This window comes from Terriglobia bacterium, assembly GCA_035712365.1.
Taxonomy (GTDB): domain Bacteria; phylum Acidobacteriota; class Terriglobia; order UBA7540; family UBA7540; genus SCRD01.
The window spans coordinates 18889-43159 of record DASTAW010000031.1 but is presented as its reverse complement, the minus strand read 5'-3'; the positions used below and the strand labels follow the sequence as shown (position 1 = coordinate 43159).

The following is a 24271-nucleotide window of genomic DNA, read 5'->3' as shown; positions in this document are numbered from 1 at the left end:
ACAATGATGCGCGCTGCTCGTCCCACAGGAAAGGGGGACACCAGGATTTTAGCTCAAAGCCCTTGCAAGGGCTTTGGCCCGTTCAGGCCCGCCGGACCCGTGAATGGAATAGATGATTCCATTCTTTACCCAGATCAGAGTGTATTCGGGCCGCTGCTCTCGAAACCCCTTGCCCATAATCAGGTTTCCCGTCACGCCGTCCACCAGCTCTTCAGAATAAGAGCTTGCGCGTCTCGGTATCGGCACGACAAGCGTCGATTTCCAGTCCACTTTCGAGGAGAAGGCCTGGGCTTCTTCGGGACTCATGCCTCCCGCCTGGAGAGCGATCTGGAAAAGTTGACCGATATTCAGTTCGGGCGGAACGCTGACAACGGGACTTGGGACCTCCGCAAACATGATGCAGCCGGAGGTGTCAGTAGGCTTGCGCTGATCGTCCGCACCGGGCTTCGATGCGTTGCGCTTCTCAGAGCAGTTCCCGTAGCGGAGAAAAACGGATTTGGGAATGTGCACGGCAATCATCTGCCCGTTGATGCTCTCCGGAACCTGCAAGTCCGCCTTGCCAATGCTGTCGACGATTGCCTGGAGGCGGCTCTGGTCCAGCTTCATAACGTAAGACTGCTCGCCAACCACTCCGATTTTCGGAGCCTCCTGCATATCGGCGAAAGTGCGCACCGGGAAGCCCGCCATTTGGGTTGCCTGCGAAACATCGCCAACGAACTGCGGCTTGCCCGCGGAGAGTGTCACTGTCACTTCGTCGGAGATAACCTTCCGGACGAGCTCCTGAGTGTCACTGTTCTTGTCGAATTTAAGATCGAGGGGAACGACGGTCACTTTCTCGACGCGCAGCATCGCCAGGATGTGCTGGGTCCAGCTTCGCGCCGGGGCAAACATCAGGAGCACGACGATAAGCGCCGTCGAGGCCAGGGCGCTCCAGGCGGGAAGGGGATGTACGGAGAAGAATCCCCTCAGAAAACCGGGCCGGGCTGGCGCCTTGCCATCGGAGGCGAGCCGTGCCTGGAACCTCTCAAACGCCTCCGCCGGTTCCGTCAGTTTTCCGGGCGCCAGTGACGCCAGGATGTTTCCTGTTTCCGCGGTCTCGCGCGACATGCGTTCCAGTCGGGCGCGGCAGTCCGCGCACTCGGCGAGGTGCCGGTTTGCACCTTCGCGCTCCAGGTCCTGCGCCTCCTGGTCAATCAGGGCTCGGAGAACCTGGTCAGTAAGGCATTTCATAACTCCTCCTTATTTCCCATATAGAGTTTCATATAGGATTTGCGAAAGGCCGCTTCCGCCCGAATCAGCCGGGTGCCAACTGACCCTGCCTTCACGTTCAATGTCTCGGCCAATTCCTGGTACGAGAACCCGCTCGCCCGCAGGACCAAAAGCTCCGCGTGGAGAGGCCGAAGAAATGCCAGGGCCTTGCGCACTTGCGTGCGCCTCTCGGCTTCAAGAACAGCATCCAACGGGTCCAGCCCAGTGCCTGCAACCAGCGACGTTCCTATCTCCTGCTCGAATCGCGCTCGCCTCGATTCGGCGCGCAAGCTGTCGATTGCAAGGCGGCTGGCGGTGCGGTAAACCCACCCGCTCGGGTTAAAATTGTTGCCGCCGCAGGGCTGCCGGTAGAGCCTCCAAAAGGCTTCGTCCGTAAGTTCTTCGGCCCGCGAATAGTCGCCAACGATGCGAAAGACCACACCCGACAGCCGGACATAATTTTCCAGGAAGAAGCGCTGAAATGCCTCTTCGGTCCAGCATGAACTCGCTCGATCCAGCCGATTTCGATCGCTCAACCCGGCCTCGCTGAAGCCCGCCGACACTGAAATATCCACCCAAAGCCTCCCGAGTCTATACTACTGAAACGCTTGCGGGCGCCGAAATGTGACAGTTGGCAGTGTCAATTCGAGTGAGGACGGCGGATTCGCGCTGGTAGACCAGCAGGCATGCCTGGCCTGCTTTTTGCCGTCTGAGTGACTGGATATGCCGCCCTGGTGGACAGTATTCTCTGGTTTCGGTCTGGATGGCGACGTGAGGTTCCGGCCCGACCACGCCTTTACAACCTATGTGGTGATCTTCAGGGCGTAGGCAATGTCGCCGGGTTTTTCGCCGGGCATTTCGACGACAAGCGCATCGGCGTCCTGCCGCCATTTGAGATCGGCATCACTCCCCAGCAAACTGACATTTGAAATTCTGCCGGGAGCGTTCCTTGAATTTTTCCCGAGCGATTTGATCCTTGCCTCACCCTCCGGCCAGGCCATGAGGATGGCGTAGATGGCGTCGCCCTTCGTGGTGAAGCGAATGTCCTGCGGCGTGAATTTCAATGTCCTCAGGTTCTTTTCACCAAAAGACCCGCTGGCCAGCGTGGTGGGCCCTTCGCCATAGATTTTCCAGGGCCGTGTGGCGTAAATGGCTTCTCCGTTCGTGTCCATCCAGTGGCCGATGCCGCGGAAGACTGCTTCGGCCTCGGGCGGGAGTGTTCCGTCCGGCCTGGGTCCCACGTTGAGCAGCAAGTTTCCGTTCTTGCTGACGATGTCGACAAATTCAAGTACCAGTTCTTCAGGCGACTTGAAGGTGTCGCCCTCGATGTAACCCCAGGATTCCCAGCTCACCGAAGTATCCGTCTGCCAGGGTAGTTCGCGAATGCCGCCCGCCAGCCCGCGCTCGATGTCCAGCACGGCGGCGTGTTCCGGATAGGCCTCGCCCTTGTAGGTCATCACCACTCCCTGTCCGCGCTCCGCAGCCACGTTGTAGTAGTAGGCGGCAAACTGCTTGCGATAGGGTTCAAGTCCCGGAGCGATGTTTGCCCAGTCGAAATAGACCAGGTCAGGCTGATAAAGGTCCACAATCTCCACGCAGCGCGCGAACCAGTCCTGCATAAACTCTGTTGACGGCTGCTGCACCAGCTGGCCGGGATGATTATCAATCAGCGGCGCCGGTGCATGGATGGGCCCATAGAGGCCGGCGAACAGTGGATTGTCCGTATCATATCCCTGCTCGAAAGTGTAATAAGAGAAGTGGAATCCCCGGTGTGAAGAGATGCCGAGTTTCAAGCCCTGGTTTCGGACTTCTTGCGCCCATCCAGCGATGGTGTCGCGGCGCGGACCCATCTTTGCGGCGCACCATTCCGTCAGGTGCGAATCGTACATGGGGAAACCGTCGTGATGCTCGCCTACCGGAACAATATATTTCGCGCCGGCCTTCTTATAAAGATCCACAAGCCCGTCGGGCTTCCAGTTCTCTCCGCGGAACATGGGAATGAAATCCTTATAGCCGAACATGGACTGCGGTCCCCAGTGCTGCCGGTGCCATTCGAAAACGGGGCTCTCTTTGCGATACATCAGCCGCGGGTACCATTCGTTTTCGTGCGCGGGAACCGAATAAACGCCCCAGTGCATGAATACTCCGAGCTTGGCGTCCCGAAACCAATCAGGCACGTTATATTGCGAGAGGGAATCCCAAGTGGGCGAGAAACGCCCGGGAAAGGGCGCGGTGATGGCCTTTGCTATTCGAGAGGCGGAGCCCAGCGCCGACAATCCGGCGCCGCCGGCAATCGCTGTCCTCAGAAAATTTCTGCGTGAGCAAGTTCGTGTCATGAAATTCCCTCTCCGTGGGTGAGATTGCGCCCCCTAAAATATCTCAGCTCTTTAACGCGCGCAAACTATTTCCAATCGGAGAGATTGAGCATGTACCACGGTGAGAATATGAAGTTGAATCTCCGGAACGCGGTATGTTATTACTAGCCCTCCAGCGAGCGGCGGCACCGTTCATGGTAATCAACACGAATGCAGGAATCCGATCCGCATCATCACCGCACGATGCGGTTGCACGGGAGGATTTATGAAAATGAGAATCACTGGGTGCAAATTGCTGGTTTTCGCAGCACTGATCGCCATGATCGCCTGCCAGGCCCCTGCCCCGCAGAAACAAGCGGCACCGGCCAACAATTCCCTGCAAGCCCTGCAAGCGCATTTTTACGACTCCGGCTTCACCTTGGCCGACGACAATTACAATGCCTGCTTTCGCGCCAGCAATGGCAAGGTGTACTACGTGCTCTGCTCCGGATCTGTGGACACGGGCGCGCAGATGTACGCGCTCGATCCGGCCACTGGAAAAATCGAACATGTCGCGGACCTGACTGAGGCCGCTGGTGAAAAAGGTCTGCACGCCGTTCCGCAGGGAAAAGGGCACAGCATTTTCGTGGAACACAACGGCAAGCTCTATTTCGCCACGCACATCGGATACTACAATCCTGCCACCGCCTCCGGCCAGGAGCTGGCGGGCACGCCGCCGCGGGGATATAAGCCCTACCCCGGAGGCCACTTCCTTTCGTATGACCTGGCCACAGGCCAATTTGAGAGTCTCGCAAAAGCCCCACGGGGCGAGGGCATTATATCCTTCATGATGGACCCTGCGCGCGGGCAACTCTACGGCATTACCTGGCCGTCGGGATTGTTCCTCCGGTACGATATCGCGACACATCAGCTTAAGAATTTCGGCCCTTACACCCTGGGAGGCGAGAAAGGAATTCCGGGAAAGACTTTCCGCGTAATCTGCCGCTCCCTGGCGCTCGATCCCGATGATGGCTCGGTCTACTTCACCACCGCCGACGGAGACATTTTGCATTACGACTACAACTCGGATTCGCTCAAGAAGATGACGGAGTGCGACCTTCGGAAGGACATCTTCGGACAAATCGACCCAAGCAAGCCGGGCACCATGGGTTATAACTGGCGGCAGATCTTGTGGTATCCGCCCCAACACGTTTTCTACGGCATGCACGGCCGCTCCGGTTTCCTGTTCAAGTTCGACCCACGGGCGCCTACGGTCGAGGTGGTGACCCGGCTGGTTTCCGATATCACTTTTAAGAGCGGCATGTTCGATCGCTTTGCGTACGGCTACCTGGGATTTGCTCTTGGCCCCGACGGACATACAATCTATTACCTGACAGGCGCTCCCCTCACTTCCACGGGCGGCGCTCGCGCCACAAGCAGTAGCGCGGACAAAACCGCTGCCGTAAACGAGGATGAGGACATCCACTTTGTGACCTATGATATTGCGTCCGGGAAGCGCGTGGACCACGGCGTTCTGCAACTGGAAGATGGCTTGCGGCCCTTCTTCGCCGAGGCAATAGCCATTGGAAGCAAGAACATCTATACGGTTGCCAAGACCAGGAACAAAGAGGGACACCTTCGAGTGGACCTCCTGGGTTTCCCGAACCCCGTCCAATAGCACCGCGTGACTGGCCTGATAAGAGCTTCAGCGAGCTGCTGCCCACACTCACCAGCAGGGAGTAAAGTCAGCTCCACGACGCAGGCGCTCCGGATGCTGTAATAGGGTTTCGCGGCAGTCCTAGGCGGCCGAGCGCTGCAATAACCTTGCTGTTCACGAAAAGCATGTGTTGCCGGTCATGAGGATTGAGTTCGAGGCTGGCGTCCCTTACCGCAGATTCTCTGATGACGCCCCGGGCCGCCAGAAGCGACTTCTCCGCGTGGTGGAGCAGCTCAAGATTTTGAAGGCTGAAGACAATCTGTGGCAGTACATCCCGGAAGGCCTCAAAGGCTCTATCTTTCTGGCCTTGTTTCACGAGGCGGAACGCGACCGCAAGAATGTCCGCCGCGCCCAGGCTGGGCATCACTCCGCAGATCCCCGCCGGAATCAGCTCGAGCATGTACATTCCGCCCCAGCCTTCCAGGACTCCAACCTCGCCGGAAGTTTCCTGAACGATGGCCTCTATCTTTGCGGCCATCATCGGTTCCTCGAGCTTGATGTAACAGAAGTGCGGATGCGTCCGGTGCAGGCGCCTGATGAAATCCAGGCTGACCGTCGGCCCACCAGGATTGAAGTCCTGAATCAGCAACGGAACGTCAATCGCGCTCAGGATTCGATCGAAATAGCGGAGAAGATCGTGCTCTGAGAGCGGCATCAGCCGTGGTACGGAAACGGCGACGGCGTTCGCCCCGGTCCGGTGGGCATCGCGCGCGGTATCGGCGGCCTGCTTTGCGGAAAAGGCGTTCACCTGCCCGATCACCGGCAGGCGTCCGGAAGCTTGCTCCACCGCTTCCGATATGGCGCGGCGCCGCTCCTCTTCCGATAACTTGTAAAACTCGCTGGCATATGCAGGGAGGCACATGGCACAAGCGCCGCTGGCGCAGGCAAAGTCAACCAGCGCTCGCAGGCTTTCCCAGTCAACCTCCTGTTTCTCATTAAACGGAGTAGGAATAATAGGAACAACGCCATCCAGCCGGAACGGCAGGTTCTTCGTCTCTTTTTTGGGCATGAACCAAACTCCTGTCGTGGTTACGTCCGCGCTCCGGCTTCAGCGCCGTCGAGAAGGTCTGGCAATTGACCTTTGCTTGCATGTTCCTGCGCAAAAGACGGTCACATCTTATGTTCGGCCTGAAGCAAGAGTTCATATCGAGCTACATCGCTCGGCGCGAAGCGCCCTCCTGCGGTCAGCAGGAGAATGCCGGCAGCACCATAAACAAATCCGGCAAGCGAAATTGCGATGCCCAGATTGTAATGCATAGTGATGACGCCAATCGCGACGGGCGCGACTCCTCCTCCCCCGAGCCAACCCACCATGTTCATGAACCCTGCCGCTGTGCCGCGCGCCTGGGCCGGAATCACATCGAAGATGGAAGCGAAAATGTTGGCATCGTACAATCCCTTGAAAAGCCCCCAGGCAGTGAGCGCCGCGACCACCATTGCAATGGATTCTGTTGCCCCGCACAGAAACACGAAGGGCGCGCCACAGAACAAGGCGATGGCCTGGACCAGCATCCTTCCACCGGGTGATCTCTTTCTTAGCAGGTCTGCAAACCAGCCGCCAAGCGGTGAACCCACCATGCTCGCCAATTGGACGAACAGCGTAGCCGAAAGGCCCGCCATCGCCAGGCCCATGTGAAACTTATCATAGAGAAACTTCGGCATCCAGGGCAGCAGCACCCGCGCACAAAATTTGCGCAGGCAAAGCCCCCCATCAGCAGCGCGGCGCTGGGCGTTCTCAGAATGATTCCGAAAAATTCCCTGATCGGAATTCGCTTGCCGACATGTTGGTCAGTTCCAGGAGTCTACTCAGCCAGATCGGCCGCGCCGCGTTCCGGCTCGCGCAACAGCCGGAGCAATACAAATCCAAGGATGATCCCCAGGCTTCCGAAGATGATGAAGGACCATCGCCAGCCATAATGTTCGCCGATGAGACCGGCAAAGAATCCCCCTCCGATGGTCCCCAGATACACACTGGTCTGATGACTGCCCATGGCGCGCGACCGCGTTTGCTTGCCGTGGTAGTCGCTGATCATCGACATCGAGGCGGGATAATAGAAAGTTTCGCCCAGGCCCTCAGCCGCCATAAAGCAGAACAATTGCTGGAAGGTGCGCGAAACCGGCGTCAGGATCGCAACCGTGCTCCAGGCATAAAGCCCGCCCAGGATGGCCGTCTTGCGGCGAACGCGGTCCACGATGCTTCCGGCGAAGGGCGCGGTAAGACCATATACCCAGGCAAAACCGGATCCCAGCAAGCCAAGCTGGACCGGCGTCAGGTGCATTTCCTTCTGAAGAAGAGGAAAGAGGGAGAAAATTGCCTCGCGGTCGGCGTAGTTGAAGAACGAGATGCACCACAGCATCCCCACGACATACCATCTGTATCTGTCCTTGCTCATTAACGGAGACAGTCCCACTTCCGGATGGAAGACGATACCATCGGCGTGAATCCGCGAGGAGCTTGCTTCACGAAGGAGTCATTGGTGGGCCCAGCAGGACTCGAACCTGCGACCAACGGATTATGAGTCCGCCGCTCTAACCGTCTGAGCTATGGGCCCGGATTTACGGGTGAACGCAGCGCGAGGCACACCGCGCGTTCCGGTAAAATCTTACCACTCCCCCGAGGCGGGCAGCCAGTATAGCGGCGATGGATGCCTCTCCAGCACGGGCCACATTCATTCGCCGGGACGTGATCGCCGCGGCCGCCGGTTGGACTCCAGGATTTTCTTGCGGACCCGGATAGCCTTTGGCGTTACCTCCACGTATTCGTCCTCGGCGATAAATTCCAGAGCCTGTTCGAGCGAAATCGGCTTGGCGGGAACCAGCCGGATGGCTTCGTCGGCGGTTGAAGAGCGCATGTTGGTCAATTTCTTCTCTTTGACCGCGTTCACGTCCATATCGTCCCAGCGCGCGTTTTCACCGATCACCATGCCCTCGTAAACGTCGATGCCCGGCCCCACAAAAAGTTCTCCGCGTTCCTGGAGGTTATAGAGCGCGTAGGCCGTCGTGCGCCCGGGGCGGTCAGCAATCAGCGAGCCCGTGACTCGGCTTGGAATGTCTCCCTGCCAGTCGCTGTAACCCTCGAACAGGGTGTTCATCACCGCCGTTCCGCGCGTGTCCCTCAGCAGTTCGCCGCGTAACCCGATCAGCCCTCGGGACGGAATCACGAACTCCAGGCGAACGCGCCCGCCGGTTGTGCCGTGGCCGGCCATCTTTATATTGACGCCCTTGCGCGTGCCGATTTTCTGCATGAGCACTCCGACGAATTCTGCGGGGCAGTCAATGATCAGCAGTTCCATCGGTTCCTGCACTTTGCCATTCAACTGGCGCGTGACGATTTCCGGCTTGCCCACCGCCAGTTCATACCCCTCGCGCCGCATCGTTTCAATCAGAATGGCAAGCTGCAGTTCGCCGCGCCCCAGCACCTTGAAGGAGTCCGTGTGTGCGCCGTCTTCGACTCGCAGGGCGACGTTGGTCAGCAACTCCTTGTCAAGCCTTTCGCGCAGGTGGCGCGATGTAACATAAGTGCCGTCGCGGCCTGAAAACGGAGACGTGTTGATGGTGAAGACCATCGAAATGGTCGGTTCGTCCACCGGCACATGGACCAGCGCCCGCGGCGTCTCCGCGCTGGTGACGGTTTCTCCGATGGTAATGCCCTCAACGCCTGCGATGGCGACGATCTCGCCCGTCCCCACGTGGTCAACGTCAATTCGAGTGAGCCCTTCAAAACTGTACAGCTTGGTGATGCGTGTCTTCTGGGTGGTTCCGTCCAGCTTGACGATGGCAACCTCATCGCCGCGGTTCAGAGCGCCGGAGAAAATGCGACCGATGGCCAGGCGGCCGTGATAGTCGCTGTAGTCGAGATTGACCACCAGCAACTGCAGCACATCGGCCGGGTCGCCGCCGGGAGGAGGAATGTGCTTCAGGATCGCTTCAAAAAGCGGCTGGAGATTTTCCGAGGGGTCGTCGAGAGAGGTCTTGGCAATGCCGTCCCGCGCAATCGCGTAGAGAATAGGGAAGTCAAGCTGCTGCTCGGTTGCATCGAGGTCGATGAAGAGATCGTAAATCTCGTTGATCACTTCCTGCGGGCGCGCATCGGAGCGGTCAATTTTATTGATCACCACGATGGGAGGCAGTTTGGCCTCGAGCGCCTTGCGGAGCACGTAGCGCGTCTGAGGCAAGGGACCTTCACTGGCGTCGACGAGCAGCAGCACGCCGTCCACCAGCTTCAGGGCGCGTTCGACTTCGCCGCCGAAGTCGCTGTGGCCCGGCGTGTCCACGATATTGATCTTGACGTCGCGGTAAACGACGGCAGTGTTTTTGGCCAGAATGGTGATGCCGCGTTCGCGCTCCAGTTCATTGGAATCCATGACGCGCTCCACGATTTCCTGGTTGGCCTTAAAGATGCCGCTTTGCCGGAGCATGCCGTCCACCAGCGTGGTCTTGCCGTGATCGACATGCGCGATGATAGCGATGTTGCGGATCGATTCGTTGATCATTTCAAAAGCTCAGATATCCAACTCAGAACCTTGCGGACAGCCGCACGCGGCAGGCCGGCCCCATAGTCAGCCAGGGGATATTGCCGCATCATTTATTGGCGAAGAAACCTGACAAGCCAACTGGGGCAGCAATCTCGAGCCAAAGGCATTCAACTCTCAGGCAGGTATGGACTGCCAAAGGACCCTCCGGGGAGGGGTGAAACGTTGTTGCAACTCATCCTTTCCATGTTAATGCACAATGACATATTCGAGAAGGCCCGGCTCGCTGGAACGGCCTGCACAAGTCACTGCAACTTGATGCTTCCCACGTCATACCAGCCGTCGGGCTGGCGGCCCTCGATGGCCAACTGGATGGCCGGTTGACCGGTCGCAGGGTCCAACATGCCCACGCGCAAGCGATAGCTTCCAGGTTTCAGACTCGTCGGAACATAAATGGATCCATCGTAAACTGAATCTCCCGGCAGCCACTTGCGGATGTCCACCGGCAGCGGAATCGTCGCGCTGCCAGAATCGTTGACAAGTTGTATGGCCAGCTCGTATTTGCGGTAAATGGGAGCAACGCCGGCGTTGAGCCACCACATGTGAACCATGGCCATGGAACCAGGCGCCGCGGTCTGCGGATATTCCAGCCGGCGTAGTACAAAGCGATAACCCATCATCTTTTGGAACTCATCGAACTTCTGTTTCCATTCCGGGGGTATCGCCGAGGACTTGATGTTGACCGAAGACACGTGCCAGCGGAGCGCCTGCGCAAGAATGTAGTCAATGCTCCAGCCTTCCTTTTTCCAGTAACCGGGCACCCAACAGCTCTCGAGTGAAACCGGGCTTCCCTCCCACACCTTCTGGATTCCGGCGCGAACAATCTGCATCGGGTAGACGTCAAGCATTTCTGCCGGGAAGTATGGATCATCGGAATGGGTCCGCATATCGCCCCAGCAATCCAGCCGCCACCCTGTTCCACGTTCTGTGCCGTAGGTCAAGGCCCGCTGCTGGTCGAAGTTCATCAGCAGGGGCGTCCGTTTGAAAGCGTTCACCCAGATATCGATCAGCGCCTTCTGGTAACGGAACTCTGGCATGTAAGGGCTCCAGCCTTCGCCCCAGTATCCGATGGATGAAATGTCCACTGTGTCGAGATCAGGATTGCCGTCGTAGCGTTTTCCAGCGGCCGCGACCAGCTCACCCCAGTATTTGAGATAGAGAGGATCACTGAAGTCCGGCTGCCAGGTGCTGCCATCCTTATCGCCAGGCTTGTTGGCCCGGCGCGCGCCCGAGATTTGATACCACTCGGGAATAGGGTGCGCCTCATCATAAGGCATGATGCGAATTGCCAGGCGCTGATGATGCTGCCTCGCTTGCTCGAGCGCAAGATCGATGATGTTCCATTGAAACTGCCCATGCTCGGGCTCGATGGCAGACCAGAACCAGCGGCAGTACGCGATTGAGCTTGCGGGAAAATCGGGAGGCGCCGCGGCGGCTTCCAATCGCGATGTTGGTCCCGCTTCCGACCATTTCAAACCCTGATTGAGCGGCTGACCGTTGAAGCGCTGAAAGGTCTGGACGCCTTTTCCCGGGTTCACAAGGACCGAGTGGATCGCCCTGGGGCGTACAACTACATTGCTGGTCTGCGCCGTGGCTGGAGTGGCTACGGTTGTGACGCAAATGACCCAGAAAATGACCACGCGGTGCATCAGACTTCCTCCTCTAAGCGCCAAGTTTTGAGAAGCTTGGCAGCCAGGCTACCCTCGGGCACATGACCCTTCCACGCTAGAAGTTTTGTTTATCATGATGGTAAAGAATCATTCTAACTCAAGCACTTGACTATCGCCCATGAGGCACGGTATTGTGACACGCTCTCATTCGAAATTACTCTTGTCTGCTGGGGTTTCGAGAAAAGCAGAATTTCTGTACATGGAGGTTCGATGAAACCGAAGGAAGTTCTTGAATTTGCCAAAGCGAATAACGTGAAGGTGGTCGATGTGCGGTTTACCGACCTGCCCGGACTGTGGCATCACGTTTCCTTTCCGATACACCAATTGGAGGAATCCTCCTTTGAAGAGGGGTTCGGCATGGACGGCTCCAGCATTCGAGGCTGGGCCGCCATTCACGAGAGTGACATGCTGCTGATCCCGGATCCGGCAACCGCTATGCTCGATCCTTTCACCGACGTTCCTACCCTGGTTTTGATTGGCGATACAACTGATCCTGTCACCAAGCAACATTACCTCAAGGACCCGCGCCACATTGCGAAAAAAGCCGAAGCGTATCTCGCCTTCACCGGCATCGCCGATACAGCCTATTTCGGCGCGGAAGCCGAATTTTTCATTTTTGACAACGTGCGCTTTGATCAGGCCCAGCAACACGGCTTCTACTACATCGACGCCGAAGAAGGCCGCTGGAACTCCGCGCGGGAGAAGGACAACCTCGGTTACCGGCCGCGTTATAAGGAAGGGTATTTCCCTGTGCCACCCACGGACCACTATCAGGACCTTCGCACCGAGATGATGCTCGCCATGGAGAAGGTTGGGCTGTCGATCGAGTGTCATCACCACGAAGTTGCCACAGGCGGCCAAAGCGAAATTGACCAGAAATTCAATTCCTTGCTGAAATCTGCCGACGGGATGATGATTTACAAGTACATCATTCGCAACGTCGCACGCCAGTATGGAAAGACCGTTACCTTTATGCCCAAACCCCTGTTCGCGGACAACGGCTCCGGAATGCACACGCACCAGAGCCTGTGGAAAGACGGCAAGCCGCTGTTTGCCGGCGACCTGTATGCCGGGCTCAGCCAGATGGCCCTTTGGTACATCGGGGGCTTGTTGCACCACGCACCGGCCCTTGCTGCGCTGATGGCCCCAACAACCAATTCCTACAAGCGCCTGGTACCGGGTTTTGAAGCTCCGGTCAACCTGGCCTATTCCCGCCGGAACCGCAGTGCGGCCTGCCGCATCCCGATGTACTCGCCCAGCCCGAAAGCGAAGCGCGTGGAGTTCCGGCCGCCTGACCCGTCGTGCAATCCGTATCTCGCCTTTGCTTCGATGATGATGGCAGGCATCGACGGCATCGAGAACAAGATCGATCCCGGAGAGCCGCTCGATAAGGACATCTATGACCTCGGCCCCGAGGAACTCAAGAAAGTTCCGTCACTCCCCGGCTCACTCGAAGAAGCCCTGATCTCCCTCGAGAGGGACCACGACTTCCTGCTGAAGGGGGACGTCTTCAGCGAACAACTTATCGAAACCTGGATCGATTACAAGTTGAAGAATGAAGTCCAGGCCGTAAACATGCGCCCCCATCCTTACGAGTTCGCGCTGTATTACGACATCTAGTCGAACTCGATTCCAACTGACTTGCGCGGGCTTTGCAACGAAGCCCGCGCTTTTTTTTGTGGCTTTATGTTTCACACAAGAACTTTCGGCTCCATAAACGGCCTGCCGGGACGACTCCGCCGCTGGCCTAAATTTCTGGCATATGTCGTGCGGAAGTTCGATCTGACCCGGAGGTTGTTGGCGCAACCGGCCAGCAGAAGCGATGGCCCGCCGGAATGGGAGCACCCCCGGGGCACAACCTGGGGGAACTTTCCCAGCGTCTGTGCGTATTAATGGTTGTAGAGACAGAGGAGATCTCCCCAATGATAAAGTTCCTGCTCTGGTGCATTCTGCTGGTCCTATGCTGGCCGCTGGCCCTGCTGGCGCTGGTGCTCTATCCAATCGTGTGGCTGCTTCTGTTGCCCTTCCGGATCCTTGGTATCGCCGTCGGAGGCGTTTTTGCGCTGCTGGCCGCCATAATCACCTTTCCTGCGCGGCTGCTGGGCGGCGGACCGCGCGCGGTGGGCGCTCGCTAGTGAGCCATATGTGCGCCGGGCAGGTTTATTGCCGTCAGTGCTCGAGCCGTCGCCGATAGCTGACGTTGCGCAGGCATTCGGCCCTGAGGCTGAGTTTCGGCTGACTTTTTGGAGGCTGGCGCCGATCCGGATTGCTAATGCGCTCCGATCAGAGAGAAGGATGGGGTGAAATGCCCTCGCGGCTGAAGCGCTTCGCTGCTACTGACTACAGTGGCCTGATTGGGGGAGGTTAGGAATGGCTGCCAGCAGGAGGTCCCGCGCTTCGCGAGATTGCCGCGGTCCCGCGGAGTGCAAGCCCGGTTTCTTTCGCCCCTGCCGGGGCTGGGTGGTTGAGGTGCGCGTCGTGTCCCATAGCTCGCGCTATGGGCTAGAGTCTTTCGCCCCGCTTCGCGGGCTGAAGCTCAGGCGACAGACATCTCCACGACAGCGATGGATGCGCAAGCCGAGACTTGGGTATAGACGTTACGCGAGTGCCATGTTCACGTTTTGGATGGCTTCGTCGACTTCTTGCCTGCTCTTATAGCCGACGGTGACGGAATCGACGTGGGCGTGGCGAAAGACGAATTTCATGGCCTTCTGTCGGTCCTCACGACCGGTGAACTGGCCTTCGCCCGCAAGCTTCATGCTGATGACGCCCATGCCTTTCTGGCGGGACTTTCCTACGTAGTCGACCACCTCCGGCACATTGCCCAATCCGTTGGTGGCATAGTTTTCGGCGTCCATGCGCACACCTTTATGGTTCATGCGGATCATGGCGATCTGGAGCCAGTTTTCGCCCGGCACCTGGCGCAGGGCCGGCAAGCCGTGAACGGAAGCGCCGCGCCCCAAGACGATCTTCTTCTGCTGCGCTTCTGAGATGCCGTCCTGCCAGCGGGCGCTGGCCGTGGGCCAATTGGCATAGTGCTGGTAGTGGAGCAGGCAAATATCGAAGTACTCGGTATTGGCCTGCTTGCGCAGTTCGTCGATCTTCTTCATGGGGTCGGCGCCCTGGCGCGTGGTGACCTTGGTCATCAACTGATAGCTGTCGCGCGGAATGCCCTTGAGCGCGATGCCGAGCATGGTGTGCATGTCGTCGTAAGATTCTGCGGTCTCAAAAAAGCGAATGCCCCGGTCGTAGGCGTAGCGGACCAGCCGCGTAAAATCCGCCTGCCCCAGGTCGCGCTGCACTTGTCCGCTGAAGGTACCGGTGCCAAAAGCAAGGCGCGTCACTTTCACGCCGGAATCGCCGAGCGTTACCATGTCTGTGGCCGACTGGCGTGCCGCTTTCAGCCCCAGACACCCGGCGCCCGCGAGCGCCGTTGCCGCCAGTCCGGATTTCAGGAAATCACGCCGGGAAAAGTCAGCCATTGGCTCACCTCCGCTTTCTCGCATCTTATCACGGGCCGGCTGGGCGAGAACGAAAAAGCGTGAGGGATGTGGCACGGGCATCTTGCCCGTGTCTTTTCATCGAAGAACGGGCGAGAGGCCCTGCGACAAGTCAGGCTGAGTCGCCAGCGCCGTGCGGCTTCGGCTGACTTTTTGTCTGGCCGCATGCTAACCTGAAAAGGCCATCTGAGAAGGGGGATTCGAGCATGGAAACCAGAAATCCAGTTCTGCAATCGCGCACGTTCAGCGGGTACGCGCGGCCGGCCGAACTCGGCGAAGGCATGACCATCCAGGGAACCGTAAACAAGACGGGATTCCTGCTGTTGCTGGCCTTTGCCACCTCCGCCTGGGTGTGGTGGATGCTTTATGCCTCCGGCGACGCCTCCACCGTTGGCCCATACGTGCTGCTGGGAGCCATCGGTGGCCTGATTGTGGCGCTGGTCACCGTCTTTAAGCAGGCCTGGGCGCCCATCACGGCTCCGATATATGCGCTGCTGGAAGGTTTGGTGCTGGGCGGCGTCTCCGCGCTTTTCGAGTCGCTCTATCACGGCATCGTGCTGGAGGCCGTTGGGCTCACCTTTGGCGTGCTGGCCTGCATGCTGCTGGCTTACAAGTCCGGCCTGATCCGCGCCACGGAGAGATTCAAGGTGGGCGTGATCGCGGCCACGGGCGGAATTGTGCTGCTCTATGTCGCCTCCCTTGTGCTGGGCTTTTTCGGCGTGCAGATCCCTGGAATTTTCGGCAATGGACCTATCGGCATCCTGTTTTCGCTGGTGGTAGTGGGCATTGCCGCGCTGAACCTGGTGCTCGATTTTGACGCCATCGAGCGCGGCGCGGCAGGCGGCGCTCCGAAATTCATGGAATGGTTCGGCGCTTTCGCCCTGATGGTCACGCTGATCTGGCTGTATCTCGAAATCCTGCGCCTGCTGGCCAAATTTCAGAGGCGGTGAGTGATCCAGGTTGATCATACATGGGGGACGAATGGCCGCCGAGGTAGTGGGGAAATCCTGCTCGTACAACCTTGATCGCTAAGTGCCACAAGTTAGAGAATTCCCATGAGCAAGTTCCTGGCAGCCGTAGCGCTCTTCTGCCTGCTGGCCAGCACGGCTAACGCCCAGGCGCCCCAGGCACCCGGCTGGAAACTCGTCTGGTCAGATGAATTCAATTACACTGGCCATCCCGACCCTGCCAAGTGGAATTATGAAGAAGGCTACGTGCGCCACAATGAGCTGGAATACTACACGGTCAATCGGCTCGAGAACGCCCGGGTGGACGGCCAGAACCTGCTGATCGAGCTGCGTAAAGAGACGCCGCAGAGTTTTCTGCCAACCTCCATCAACGATGACTGGCACCGGTACACCTCGGCCAGCGTCAACACCCGCGACACGGCGTCGTGGACCTACGGCCGATTCGAAATCCGGGCCAAGCTGCCGAAGGGCAAGGGCACCTGGCCGGCTATCTGGTTCCTCAGCCCTTTGCGGACTCCGAACGTGCCCGGACCGCCCATTCCTCGCCTGTCAAGTGGCGGAGAAGTCCGAGGCCCCTACCGCGGTCCGAATAATGGCGAGTCTTCCCAGGGTGAAATTGACCTGATGGAAACCTGGGGAAGCCGCCCGGACCGGGTTGCTATACACATCCACGGCACCAAAGGGCCCACGCCGTCCAGGTCGGTGAGGGTGAACGACCTCTACACCGAGTTCCACATTTACCGCCTTGACTGGTACCCTGACCATATGGACTTTTTCCTGGATGGCGACAAGATCCTCACCTATACGAAAGACCCGGCCACGGGCTGGTCCTTCGACCATCCCATGTATCTGATCATGAATGTGGCCTGCGGCGGGCCCGATGAGCTGGCGCCGGACGATTCCGCGCTTCCGCAGTTCATGACCGTGGACTACGTGCGCGTCTATCAACAGGCCCGTGGCGGCCAGGATTCAAACTGAGTCATCACCAGGCACCCCAAATCATTTTTCTGGACATCTCGCGCTCTGCTATAATCGCCCGCAGGCGGGCATACCATGACAATATCGATTGAGCCGGTCTGGACGACAGAGGACCTCCTTTCGTCGCTGGAGCGCCGCGAGAAGTTCTTCGTGCTCGACGTGCGCAACCGCGACGAGTTTGAGAGGTTTCGCCTGGAAGGGCGCGAGCCGCTGCCTGCCTTGAACGTTCCGTACTTTGAAATGCTCGAATTGGGCGGCCAGGACGAAATGGTGGATTCCGTGGTGGCGTGCGTCGAGCAGCACTTCGGCGGCCAGATTCCACGCGACTTGCCGGTGCTGAGCGTGTGCGCCAAAGGCGACACCTCCGAATTCGTCCGGCAGGGGCTGGAGCGGCTGGGCTATTCGGGCGCTCACCTAAAGGGCGGAATGAAGGCCTGGGGCCAGCATTATTCCACGGGCGTTGTGATTGAGACGCCGGAGCTTGCCGTCTACCAGGTCTGGCGGCCCGCGCGCGGCTGCCTCAGCTATATGGTGGCCAGCGGCGGGAAGGCGCTGGTGATCGATCCGCTGCGGCACCTTAATCCATATCTGGAATTGGCCGGGGAAAAGGGCTTCAAAATTGAATGCGTGATCGATACGCACGGCCACGCAGACCACATCAGCGGAGGCACGGCGCTGGCCGCCGAAAGCGACGCTCCCTATCACCTGCACCCTTATGACGCCATTCATCCCATGGATGTTCTTCCGGCAACCATTCCTTACAACGCAATCCGCGACGGCCAAATTTTCAAAGTGGGGCGGGTGGAACTGGCGGCGATACACATCCCTGGGCACACGCTGGGCCTGGTAGCGCTGCGGCTGGGTGACCGCTATCTTTTCACCGGCGACAGCATCTGCATCGGCTCCATTTCGCGGCCTGATCTGGGCGGCAAGGCGGACGCATGGGCGCCGCTGCATGGCCGGTCGCTGCGGAAACTCGTAGCACTGCCGGGAAAGATCATCGTGCTGCCGGGCCACTTCAGCAGCCTGGCGGAGCAGAATGATTCCGGGCTGTTCGCGGCGCCGCTCGGTGAGTTAAAGCAGAGCAATCCCGGGCTGCAGTTGCTGGAGCGGGAAAGCGAGGAGGGATTCGTTCGCTATCTGCTGGAGCACCTTCCTCCGTTCCTTCCTGAGTATGTTGACATCAAGAGAGTGAATGCCGGATTGCTTTCGCCCTCGGAGGACGAGGCCTCCCAGCTCGAGCTGGGTAAGAATGTCTGCGGCCTTGCTAATGCCGGAATTTGCAAGGGAGAAACAGAATGAGCCAGCCATTCGACAAGGTTTTGGACGCTCGCGGCATGAACTGCCCCATGCCCCTGGTTAACGCGCGAAAAGAAGCAGGCAAAATGGAGCCCGGGCAGGTCCTGAAAGTGCTGGCCACGGACCGCGGTTCCGTTGCCGACTTCCAGGGCTGGGCCAAAATCGCCAAGAACGTGGAGCTGCTGGGGCAGGAAGAGGAGTCCGTGGACGGCGCGAACGTGTACGTCCATTACGTCAAGCGAATCAGTTGAGGAGGTGCGCCGATGGGGACCAGCATTGATACCAGAGCGGGCGAAGATCAGTCGCGGGTACAGGCACTCGAAGCGAAGGTGCAGGAACTGACGCGGCGGCTTGATAGCCTGGAGGAGCGCGCGCCGGAAGACCGGGTGGCGATTGTCGTCTTCTCGGGCGACCTTGACCGTGTGCTGGCAGCTTTTGTGATCGCCACGGGCGCCGCAGCCATGGGCCAGGAAGTGAGTATGTTTTTCACCTTCTGGGGCCTCAGCGCTCTGAAAAAAGGTTCGGAGCTTTCCGGCAAGACGTTCTTTCAGAAGGCTATGGCCATGATGTCTCCGGCGTCGAGCCTGGATCTTCCAGTCTCCAAAATGAATTACTTCGGCGTGGGAGCCAAAATGCTCCGGGCAATGATGAAGGAAAAAAACGTCAGCTCGCTGGAAGACATGATTGCGCTGGCCCGCGAGCTGGGCGTGCGCGCGATCGCCTGCGAAATGTCGCGCGACGTGATGGGCATCAAGGATTCCGAGCTTGTCGGGGACCTTGAGCACGGTGGCGTGGCAAGCTTCCTTGCCGATTCGCTGAAGTCGCGCACCAGCCTGTTTATCTGAGCCTTCAGTTATAAGGGTTTCCTGAGCTGTCATCCTAAGCCCTCCGGTTGTCATTCCGATCCCGCAGAGCGGGAGAGGAATCTGCTGGTGGCTGGGGGTAACTCCCTGAAGGATCTGCTGTTCACAGAATCAGCGGAGAGCCCGGATGGTGGTTATTCGTGCTGCGAAGCTGCGCCCAGCTCTCGAAGGCGGCGGCGAAGATATCGGCGCTCGACGGCGTTCGCGGTGAGAGCAAGAGTGCGGTGGTAGGCCTCAGCAGCCTCCTGCCGGCGTCCCATGCGGCGCAGCAGGTCAGCCCGTGCGGCGTGGAATAGGTAGTAGTCCTTGAGTTCGCCGCTGGCGCCCAGTTCATCAATCTGCTGCAAGCCGATTTCCAGCCCTTCGCCCATTGCCACCGCAACGGCGCGGTTGAGCGCCACAACAGGCGAAGGGCTGATGCGTTCTAGTTCGCCGTAAAGGGCGGCGATTTGCCGCCAGTCGGTTAGCTGAGGCGTCCGCGCCTGAGCATGGACGGCCGCGATGGCAGCCTGCAATTGGTATGGCCCGGAGTTTCCCAGCCGCAGGGCCGCTTCGATTTTCTCCAAACCCTCCCGAATCCGCTCGCCATCCCAAAGCGTTCTGTCCTGCTCCTCGAGCGGGACCAATTCACCCTCCGGGCTGATTCTCGCCTCACGTCTGGAATCATGGAGCAGCAGCAGGGCCAGAAGCCCCAGGTTTTCCGCATCCTGCGGCATCAATTCGCAAAGCGTCCCCGCCAGCCGGATGGCTTCCGCGCACAGTTCCCGGCGGATGAGGCTGTCGCCGGAAGTGGCTGCGTAACCCTCGTTGAAAATCAGGTAAATGACTGCCCGGACGGAAGCAAGGCGTTCGGGCAGCACATCTTCCGGCGGCACTTCGTAGGGAATCCGCGCGTCCTGAATTTTGCGTTGGGCACGGACCAGGCGTTGCGCCAGCGTCGGTTCGGGCAAAAGAAAAGCGCGCGCGATTTCCGACGTCGTGAGTCCGCCAAGCGTGCGCAGTGTCAAAGCCACCTGTGCCGCCGAATTGAGCGCAGGATGGCAGCAGGTAAAAATCAGTCGCAAGCGATCATCGGGAAAGCTCATCTCACAGGGGTCCGGATCAACAGCGGCATCGCGTTCTGTCTCACGCAGAACCTCTTCTTCCTTTTCGCGCCGCGTTCGCGCGCGTCGGGCATAATCAATCAGCCTGCGATGTGCTGCGGTCATGATCCATGCAGCGGGGTTGTCAGGAATGCCCTGGATGGGCCAGCGTGCGAGGGCCGCAGTAAAAGCGTCCTGCATCGCCTCTTCGGCCAGGTCAAACGAACCTGAGATCCGGATAAGACTGGCGATAATGCGCCCGGACTGCTGGCGGAAGACCTTTTCGACGACGCCTCGGAAATCATCCATGGCTGTGCTCGCCCTGCCGGCCTTAACCGGCCTGCGGCACCAATGCGCGGGTGGGCCTCACTTCCACGCAACCGGTGCCGCCGGCGCAGGCCGTCGGGATCTTCGCCGCCCACTCGAGAGCTTCATCGAGGTCCTCGCAGTCCAGGATATAGTAGCCTGCAAGCTGCTCCTTCGTCTCAGCGAAGGGGCCGTCAGTGACGAGGACCTCGTCATTCTCCTTGCGGACGGTTGTCGCCTTGCCTGTCGGCTCCAGAGGTTCAGCAGCCTTCAGGATTCCGCACCGCCCCGTTTCTGCCATCACCGCCCGGTGCCCGGCCGCAATCCTGTCCTGCTCCTCCGGTGATCTGGCTTCCATGGATTTCTCGCTTGAGTAGATCAGCAACATGTAGCGCATCGTTCCTTCTCCATGAATCAAAGAGTTGCTGCTCCGCTTCCACGCGGAATGTTCACAGTTTCCGACGGAATTCAAACCGCCTTGTGCTCTTCTGGCCGTTCGCCAGGAAAGTCCAGTCTTCGATGTGGTGATTAGCATCCACCAATGTAAACTTGACCCCAACCATGTGCGGGACCGCGGGGCTTGCGAGGTTAGTCGCATCCTTGAATTTAAAATCGATGACCTTCGTATCGGAAGACGGCGCCAGGAGGAAACGCGGTTGGTTATGAGCTGCGCAGTAGTGGGTGGCCATCAGTTCGCTTCCATCCAGGTGAAACATTGTGATCATCTCGTGCGGCGTTCCGCTCATAAGGTCGTTCATCAAAGCTGAGCCGTCGGAGACGAGGCGGAACGATGTATTCACAGAAACCTCTTTTCCGCCCTCGTTCGTCCTTCCTTCCCACACGCCCGCGAGTGACTTCAACCTTTCAAAACCCGCGGTCGCAGCGGTGGATTGCCCCGTCAGATTCAACGCATTACCCAGTCCCAGAACCAAGAATGCTGCCACGACCACTGCCAGTTTCAGACTTTTCATTGGTCTTCCTCCTTTTTTATTTGACTTGCATGTCCCTTCACTCGTACGACGTTCCACCGCCTGGTCAATCGACAGTCGCCTTCAATTGCTTGTGACTGGTCGTGCGATTAATCGGCTTGCCGTGCCAATTCACGGAGGGGCCGCACTTCAACGCAACCTGAGCCGCCACCGCAGGTCATCGGGATCTTTGCCGCCCACTCGAGGGCTTCGTCAAGGTTCTTGCAGTCCAGGATAAAGTACCCGGCAAGCTGCTCCTTGGTTTCGGCAAATGGGCCGTCTGTAATCATCACTTTCCCTTCATGCGTTCGCACCGTAGTTGCGGTGCTGGTCGGCTCAAGAGGATCGGCAGCCCGGAAGACCCCGCGCTGCGTTGCCTCCTCGATGTAACTCAATGCTTGGGAAACCGATTTGGCACTTTCCTCAGTCGAACGGTTTTCCCTGGCGTGCTCATTGTTGTAAATCAGAAGCATGTATCGCATTTACCCTCCTTGGGATTTGAATTCCTTCAGTTCTTTCGTACCGGAGCATCAATGAGATTGCAGAGCATTCGGAATCAGGATTATGAAAACTTCATGATCGGGCGTACCTCGACTGAGCCGAACCGTGCACCGGGAATCTTTGCGGCCATGGCGGCAGCTTCCTCACGGTCACGCGCTTCCACCAGGTAAAAGCCGCCAAGCTGCTCCTTGGTCTCCGCGAAGGGCCCGTCAGTGGTCTGCGTATTGCCGTTGCGCACTCGGACGGTGGCGGCGGTGTGGGTCGGCTGGAGCGCATTTCCGCCCTTGATGGCGGGGGCAAACTCCTTTCCAAAAGCCCGGTATTCAGCGAGTTCAGCCTCAGGGTAGCCCTTGGCGAAACGCTTCTCGTTCTCGTAGATCAATAGCAGATATTGCATCGTCATCTCCTTCTCATTTGTAATTTTCGGACAGGCTCGCGGCGCTCTCGGGCACGTTCTTTTGCCCTCTCAAGTCCGCTCGATCCATCCCGTTCTCTATCAGTACGACGCTTGGCCCCTGGAAAAATCGACAGGCTCCGAAAAGTAATTTGATTCGCGCGGGAATCGATGGCTTCGCGAAATATTGATGGTATGGATCCGAGTAGCTGTCGCTAGTTGCGACTGGAAGCAGGCTTGCTATCGCATGAGGACGATGGTGGCGCCCCAGCCTCCCGCCTGCCCAGGAGCATCCGCATAAGACTCAACGAATGGAGTTCGGGCCAGCACGGCGCGCACCATGCGGCGCTGCACTCCAATGCCGCGCCCGTGAATGATGCGGACGTTTTTCAGCCCCAGGCTGCGGGCCTCTTCCAGATAGGCCTCGACAACAGCTTCCACTTCCTTCGGCTGCACCGAGTGAAGGTCAAAAACGTCTGTGATGGGAATGCGAACGGGTTCGTCGTCGGGCGGCATGGCGCGTCAGCCCTAATCCTAACACGAGGCAAAGCATGGCAGGGCCATGATGAGACCAGCAGCAGCTTTACAAGGCCACGGCGGCCATAAAATATCCCAAACCGTGAAGGGTATTGGCCGCCGCACGACTTATCTTTCAGCGACGGCGTTTTCGGAAAGCAGCTTTTGGATCTCGCGCTCAAGGTAAGCGGGTTGGACGGCGCCGACCAGCTTGGCATAAATGCGGCCGTCCCTCCCGATCAGGACGGTGGTGGGTAAGCCGTAGACCCCGTAAAGGCCCTCCAGTTGCTCGCTGCCCATGGCTACGGGATAGTTCATGCGAAACTGCCTGTAGAAGCCTGGAACGTTTCGCGGGCTGTCATGGGTGACGATGCCCAAGGCGCTGAGACCCTGGCCCCTGTAACGGTCCGCGAATTGGACGAAGCTGGGAATTTCCATCCTGCAGGGTCCGCACCACGTTGCCCAAAAGTCGAGCAGAACGACCTTGCCTCGCAGGCCAGAGAGGTGGACTTGGTTTCCTGAAAAATCGGTCACGGTAAAATCGGGAGCTGACGGATGATTTGAGGCCGACGACAGATGATTCCGGGTGGCGGCGGGTGCAATCCAGTAGCGATTCAAGAGGTAAACGCCGGCGACGGCCGCCAGCATTACCACCGCCAACGGAGCAATCTGATTTTTCCTCACCGCGCGTGCTCCAATCTCACAGTCCGTGGAATTTGCTTCGCTGAGGTGGCGGCGAATTTACGTGGCCTCGCCGCTTTCTAACTTGCGATAACGCCCGGCTGCACAATCTTTTTTCCGGACTGGGCCACCCACATCGCAGCGATCAGAGGAATAAGCTGGCGCATGACCGTGACCTCATACAGCTTCCAGAGCTGCACCCAATAATACGCCAATCCGTGCACGGAAAGAAAATCGAGAACGGGCTGGAAGGGTGCCATCGCTAACACCGCCGCAAGCAGTACCGCTGCGCACAGACCGCGCGTGAACGCCCGGACGTTCATCCTTCGCGCGCCGACAAGGTAGATGCCGAGTGGCGCAACGACACGAAGCAGAAACGGCATGGCGTACAGGAACACGTCACTGACGAGATACCAGACGAATGTACCGTAGTATCCGTGCGCCGTGAGGTAATGATCCAGCCGGGACAGGACTCCCGTTGGAACAGGCCAGGCGAGAATGGGAATTGCATAAAGGCTGTAAGCCCATACGGTGGTGAAAAGGATTGTCCAGACCATCACCCAGTCGGCACGCACTTCGTTTGCGAAGCTCGCCAGGATAGCGCCGATAACCTGCCGCCAGTACCATGCGACGGAGCGCCGCCGCTGGAATTCCTCGTGCAGGTCGCCGGCGAGAGCTTCATTGCTGCCGCCACACAGCAGGTGGTCCAGCATCCAGCTTGCCAGCGCAGGTGGTTTGGATTCCGTCATACCTT

General features: G+C 58.7%; 25 protein-coding genes and 1 tRNA gene. 8 read left to right on the top strand and 18 right to left on the bottom strand.

What is annotated here, in order from left to right; translation table 11 throughout:
* Positions 1–48: 48 nt before the first annotated feature.
* The 3 genes from VFQ24_09005 to VFQ24_08995 form a co-directional block, all read right to left on the bottom strand.
* Positions 49–1230: a hypothetical protein gene (locus VFQ24_09005; protein ID HET9178479.1), complete on the bottom strand. Its 1182-nt coding sequence runs from the start codon at positions 1228–1230 to the stop codon at positions 49–51.
* On the bottom strand, positions 1227–1823 hold the full coding sequence (locus tag VFQ24_09000) for a sigma-70 family RNA polymerase sigma factor (protein ID HET9178478.1): 597 nt from the start codon (positions 1821–1823) through the stop codon (positions 1227–1229). The genes VFQ24_09005 and VFQ24_09000 overlap by 4 nt, the downstream gene beginning before the upstream one ends.
* 228 nt (positions 1824–2051) lie before the next feature.
* Entirely contained in the window at positions 2052–3584 is a 1533-nt protein-coding gene (locus VFQ24_08995; protein HET9178477.1) for an alpha-L-fucosidase, read from the bottom strand.
* A gap of 244 nt (positions 3585–3828) precedes the next feature.
* Here VFQ24_08995 and VFQ24_08990 point away from each other — a divergent pair, with 244 nt between their 5' ends.
* Positions 3829–5220, top strand: coding sequence for a hypothetical protein (locus VFQ24_08990; GenBank protein ID HET9178476.1), 1392 nt, complete (start codon positions 3829–3831; stop codon positions 5218–5220).
* Positions 5221–5287: 67 nt separating this feature from the next.
* Here the strand turns inward: VFQ24_08990 and VFQ24_08985 are convergent, their stop codons facing one another.
* From VFQ24_08985 to VFQ24_08960, 6 genes are all read right to left on the bottom strand, one after another.
* Positions 5288–6268, bottom strand: a complete 981-nt coding sequence (locus tag VFQ24_08985) for a dihydrodipicolinate synthase family protein (GenBank protein HET9178475.1) — start codon at positions 6266–6268, stop codon at positions 5288–5290.
* 101 nt (positions 6269–6369) lie between these two features.
* Positions 6370–6921, bottom strand: coding sequence for an MFS transporter (locus tag VFQ24_08980; GenBank protein HET9178474.1), 552 nt, complete (start codon positions 6919–6921; stop codon positions 6370–6372).
* 140 nt (positions 6922–7061) lie between these two features.
* Positions 7062–7652, bottom strand: a complete 591-nt coding sequence (locus tag VFQ24_08975; protein HET9178473.1) for an MFS transporter — start codon at positions 7650–7652, stop codon at positions 7062–7064.
* Between the two features lie 82 nt (positions 7653–7734).
* Positions 7735–7811, bottom strand: a tRNA-Ile gene (locus tag VFQ24_08970).
* A gap of 117 nt (positions 7812–7928) precedes the next feature.
* Positions 7929–9752: a translational GTPase TypA gene (gene typA / locus VFQ24_08965; GenBank protein ID HET9178472.1), complete on the bottom strand. Its 1824-nt coding sequence runs from the start codon at positions 9750–9752 to the stop codon at positions 7929–7931.
* Positions 9753–10036: 284 nt separating this feature from the next.
* Positions 10037–11440, bottom strand: a complete 1404-nt coding sequence (locus VFQ24_08960; protein HET9178471.1) for a DUF4832 domain-containing protein — start codon at positions 11438–11440, stop codon at positions 10037–10039.
* Between the two features lie 231 nt (positions 11441–11671).
* Between VFQ24_08960 and glnA the strand changes: the two genes are divergently transcribed.
* Entirely contained in the window at positions 11672–13081 is a 1410-nt protein-coding gene (gene glnA, locus VFQ24_08955; protein HET9178470.1) for a type I glutamate--ammonia ligase, read from the top strand.
* A 302-nt stretch (positions 13082–13383) separates the two neighbouring features.
* Positions 13384–13596 (top strand): hypothetical protein, encoded by a 213-nt coding sequence (locus VFQ24_08950; protein ID HET9178469.1) that lies wholly within the window; start codon positions 13384–13386, stop codon positions 13594–13596.
* Between the two features lie 462 nt (positions 13597–14058).
* Here the strand turns inward: VFQ24_08950 and VFQ24_08945 are convergent, their stop codons facing one another.
* Complete coding sequence (locus VFQ24_08945; protein HET9178468.1) at positions 14059–14943, bottom strand: aldo/keto reductase; 885 nt, start codon at positions 14941–14943, stop codon at positions 14059–14061.
* A 224-nt stretch (positions 14944–15167) separates the two neighbouring features.
* On the opposite strand from VFQ24_08945, the gene VFQ24_08940 reads away from it, so the two are divergent.
* From VFQ24_08940 to VFQ24_08920, 5 genes are all read left to right on the top strand, one after another.
* Positions 15168–15911 carry a Bax inhibitor-1/YccA family protein gene (locus VFQ24_08940; protein ID HET9178467.1) on the top strand — a complete coding sequence of 248 codons (744 nt, stop codon included), beginning with the start codon at positions 15168–15170 and terminating at the stop codon, positions 15909–15911.
* A gap of 105 nt (positions 15912–16016) precedes the next feature.
* Positions 16017–16907: a glycoside hydrolase family 16 protein gene (locus VFQ24_08935; protein HET9178466.1), complete on the top strand. Its 891-nt coding sequence runs from the start codon at positions 16017–16019 to the stop codon at positions 16905–16907.
* A 75-nt stretch (positions 16908–16982) separates the two neighbouring features.
* Complete coding sequence (locus VFQ24_08930; GenBank protein ID HET9178465.1) at positions 16983–18209, top strand: MBL fold metallo-hydrolase; 1227 nt, start codon at positions 16983–16985, stop codon at positions 18207–18209.
* Positions 18206–18457, top strand: coding sequence for a sulfurtransferase TusA family protein (locus tag VFQ24_08925; GenBank protein HET9178464.1), 252 nt, complete (start codon positions 18206–18208; stop codon positions 18455–18457). Before VFQ24_08930 ends, VFQ24_08925 begins: the two co-directional genes overlap by 4 nt.
* A gap of 12 nt (positions 18458–18469) precedes the next feature.
* Complete coding sequence (locus VFQ24_08920; protein ID HET9178463.1) at positions 18470–19051, top strand: DsrE/DsrF/DrsH-like family protein; 582 nt, start codon at positions 18470–18472, stop codon at positions 19049–19051.
* Positions 19052–19203: 152 nt separating this feature from the next.
* On the opposite strand, the gene VFQ24_08915 is transcribed toward VFQ24_08920, so the two are convergent.
* The 8 genes from VFQ24_08915 to VFQ24_08880 all read right to left on the bottom strand — a co-directional run bounded on the left by VFQ24_08915 (position 19204) and on the right by VFQ24_08880 (position 24266).
* The gene (locus VFQ24_08915) at positions 19204–20460 is read right to left on the bottom strand and encodes an RNA polymerase sigma factor (GenBank protein HET9178462.1); all 1257 of its coding nucleotides are present in this window, start codon (positions 20458–20460) and stop codon (positions 19204–19206) included.
* Positions 20461–20482: 22 nt separating this feature from the next.
* A complete protein-coding gene (locus VFQ24_08910; protein HET9178461.1) occupies positions 20483–20854 on the bottom strand; it encodes a YciI family protein in 372 nt (123 codons plus the stop codon).
* A 52-nt stretch (positions 20855–20906) separates the two neighbouring features.
* Positions 20907–21428 carry a hypothetical protein gene (locus VFQ24_08905; protein ID HET9178460.1) on the bottom strand — a complete coding sequence of 174 codons (522 nt, stop codon included), beginning with the start codon at positions 21426–21428 and terminating at the stop codon, positions 20907–20909.
* Between the two features lie 107 nt (positions 21429–21535).
* A complete protein-coding gene (locus VFQ24_08900) occupies positions 21536–21907 on the bottom strand; it encodes a YciI family protein (GenBank protein HET9178459.1) in 372 nt (123 codons plus the stop codon).
* An 80-nt stretch (positions 21908–21987) separates the two neighbouring features.
* Positions 21988–22323, bottom strand: a complete 336-nt coding sequence (locus VFQ24_08895; protein ID HET9178458.1) for a YciI family protein — start codon at positions 22321–22323, stop codon at positions 21988–21990.
* A gap of 237 nt (positions 22324–22560) precedes the next feature.
* Positions 22561–22836 (bottom strand): Smr/MutS family protein, encoded by a 276-nt coding sequence (locus VFQ24_08890; GenBank protein ID HET9178457.1) that lies wholly within the window; start codon positions 22834–22836, stop codon positions 22561–22563.
* 129 nt (positions 22837–22965) lie between these two features.
* Positions 22966–23520, bottom strand: coding sequence for a TlpA disulfide reductase family protein (locus tag VFQ24_08885; GenBank protein HET9178456.1), 555 nt, complete (start codon positions 23518–23520; stop codon positions 22966–22968).
* Between the two features lie 77 nt (positions 23521–23597).
* Positions 23598–24266: a hypothetical protein gene (locus VFQ24_08880; GenBank protein ID HET9178455.1), complete on the bottom strand. Its 669-nt coding sequence runs from the start codon at positions 24264–24266 to the stop codon at positions 23598–23600.
* Between the last annotated feature and the right edge of the window lie 5 nt (positions 24267–24271).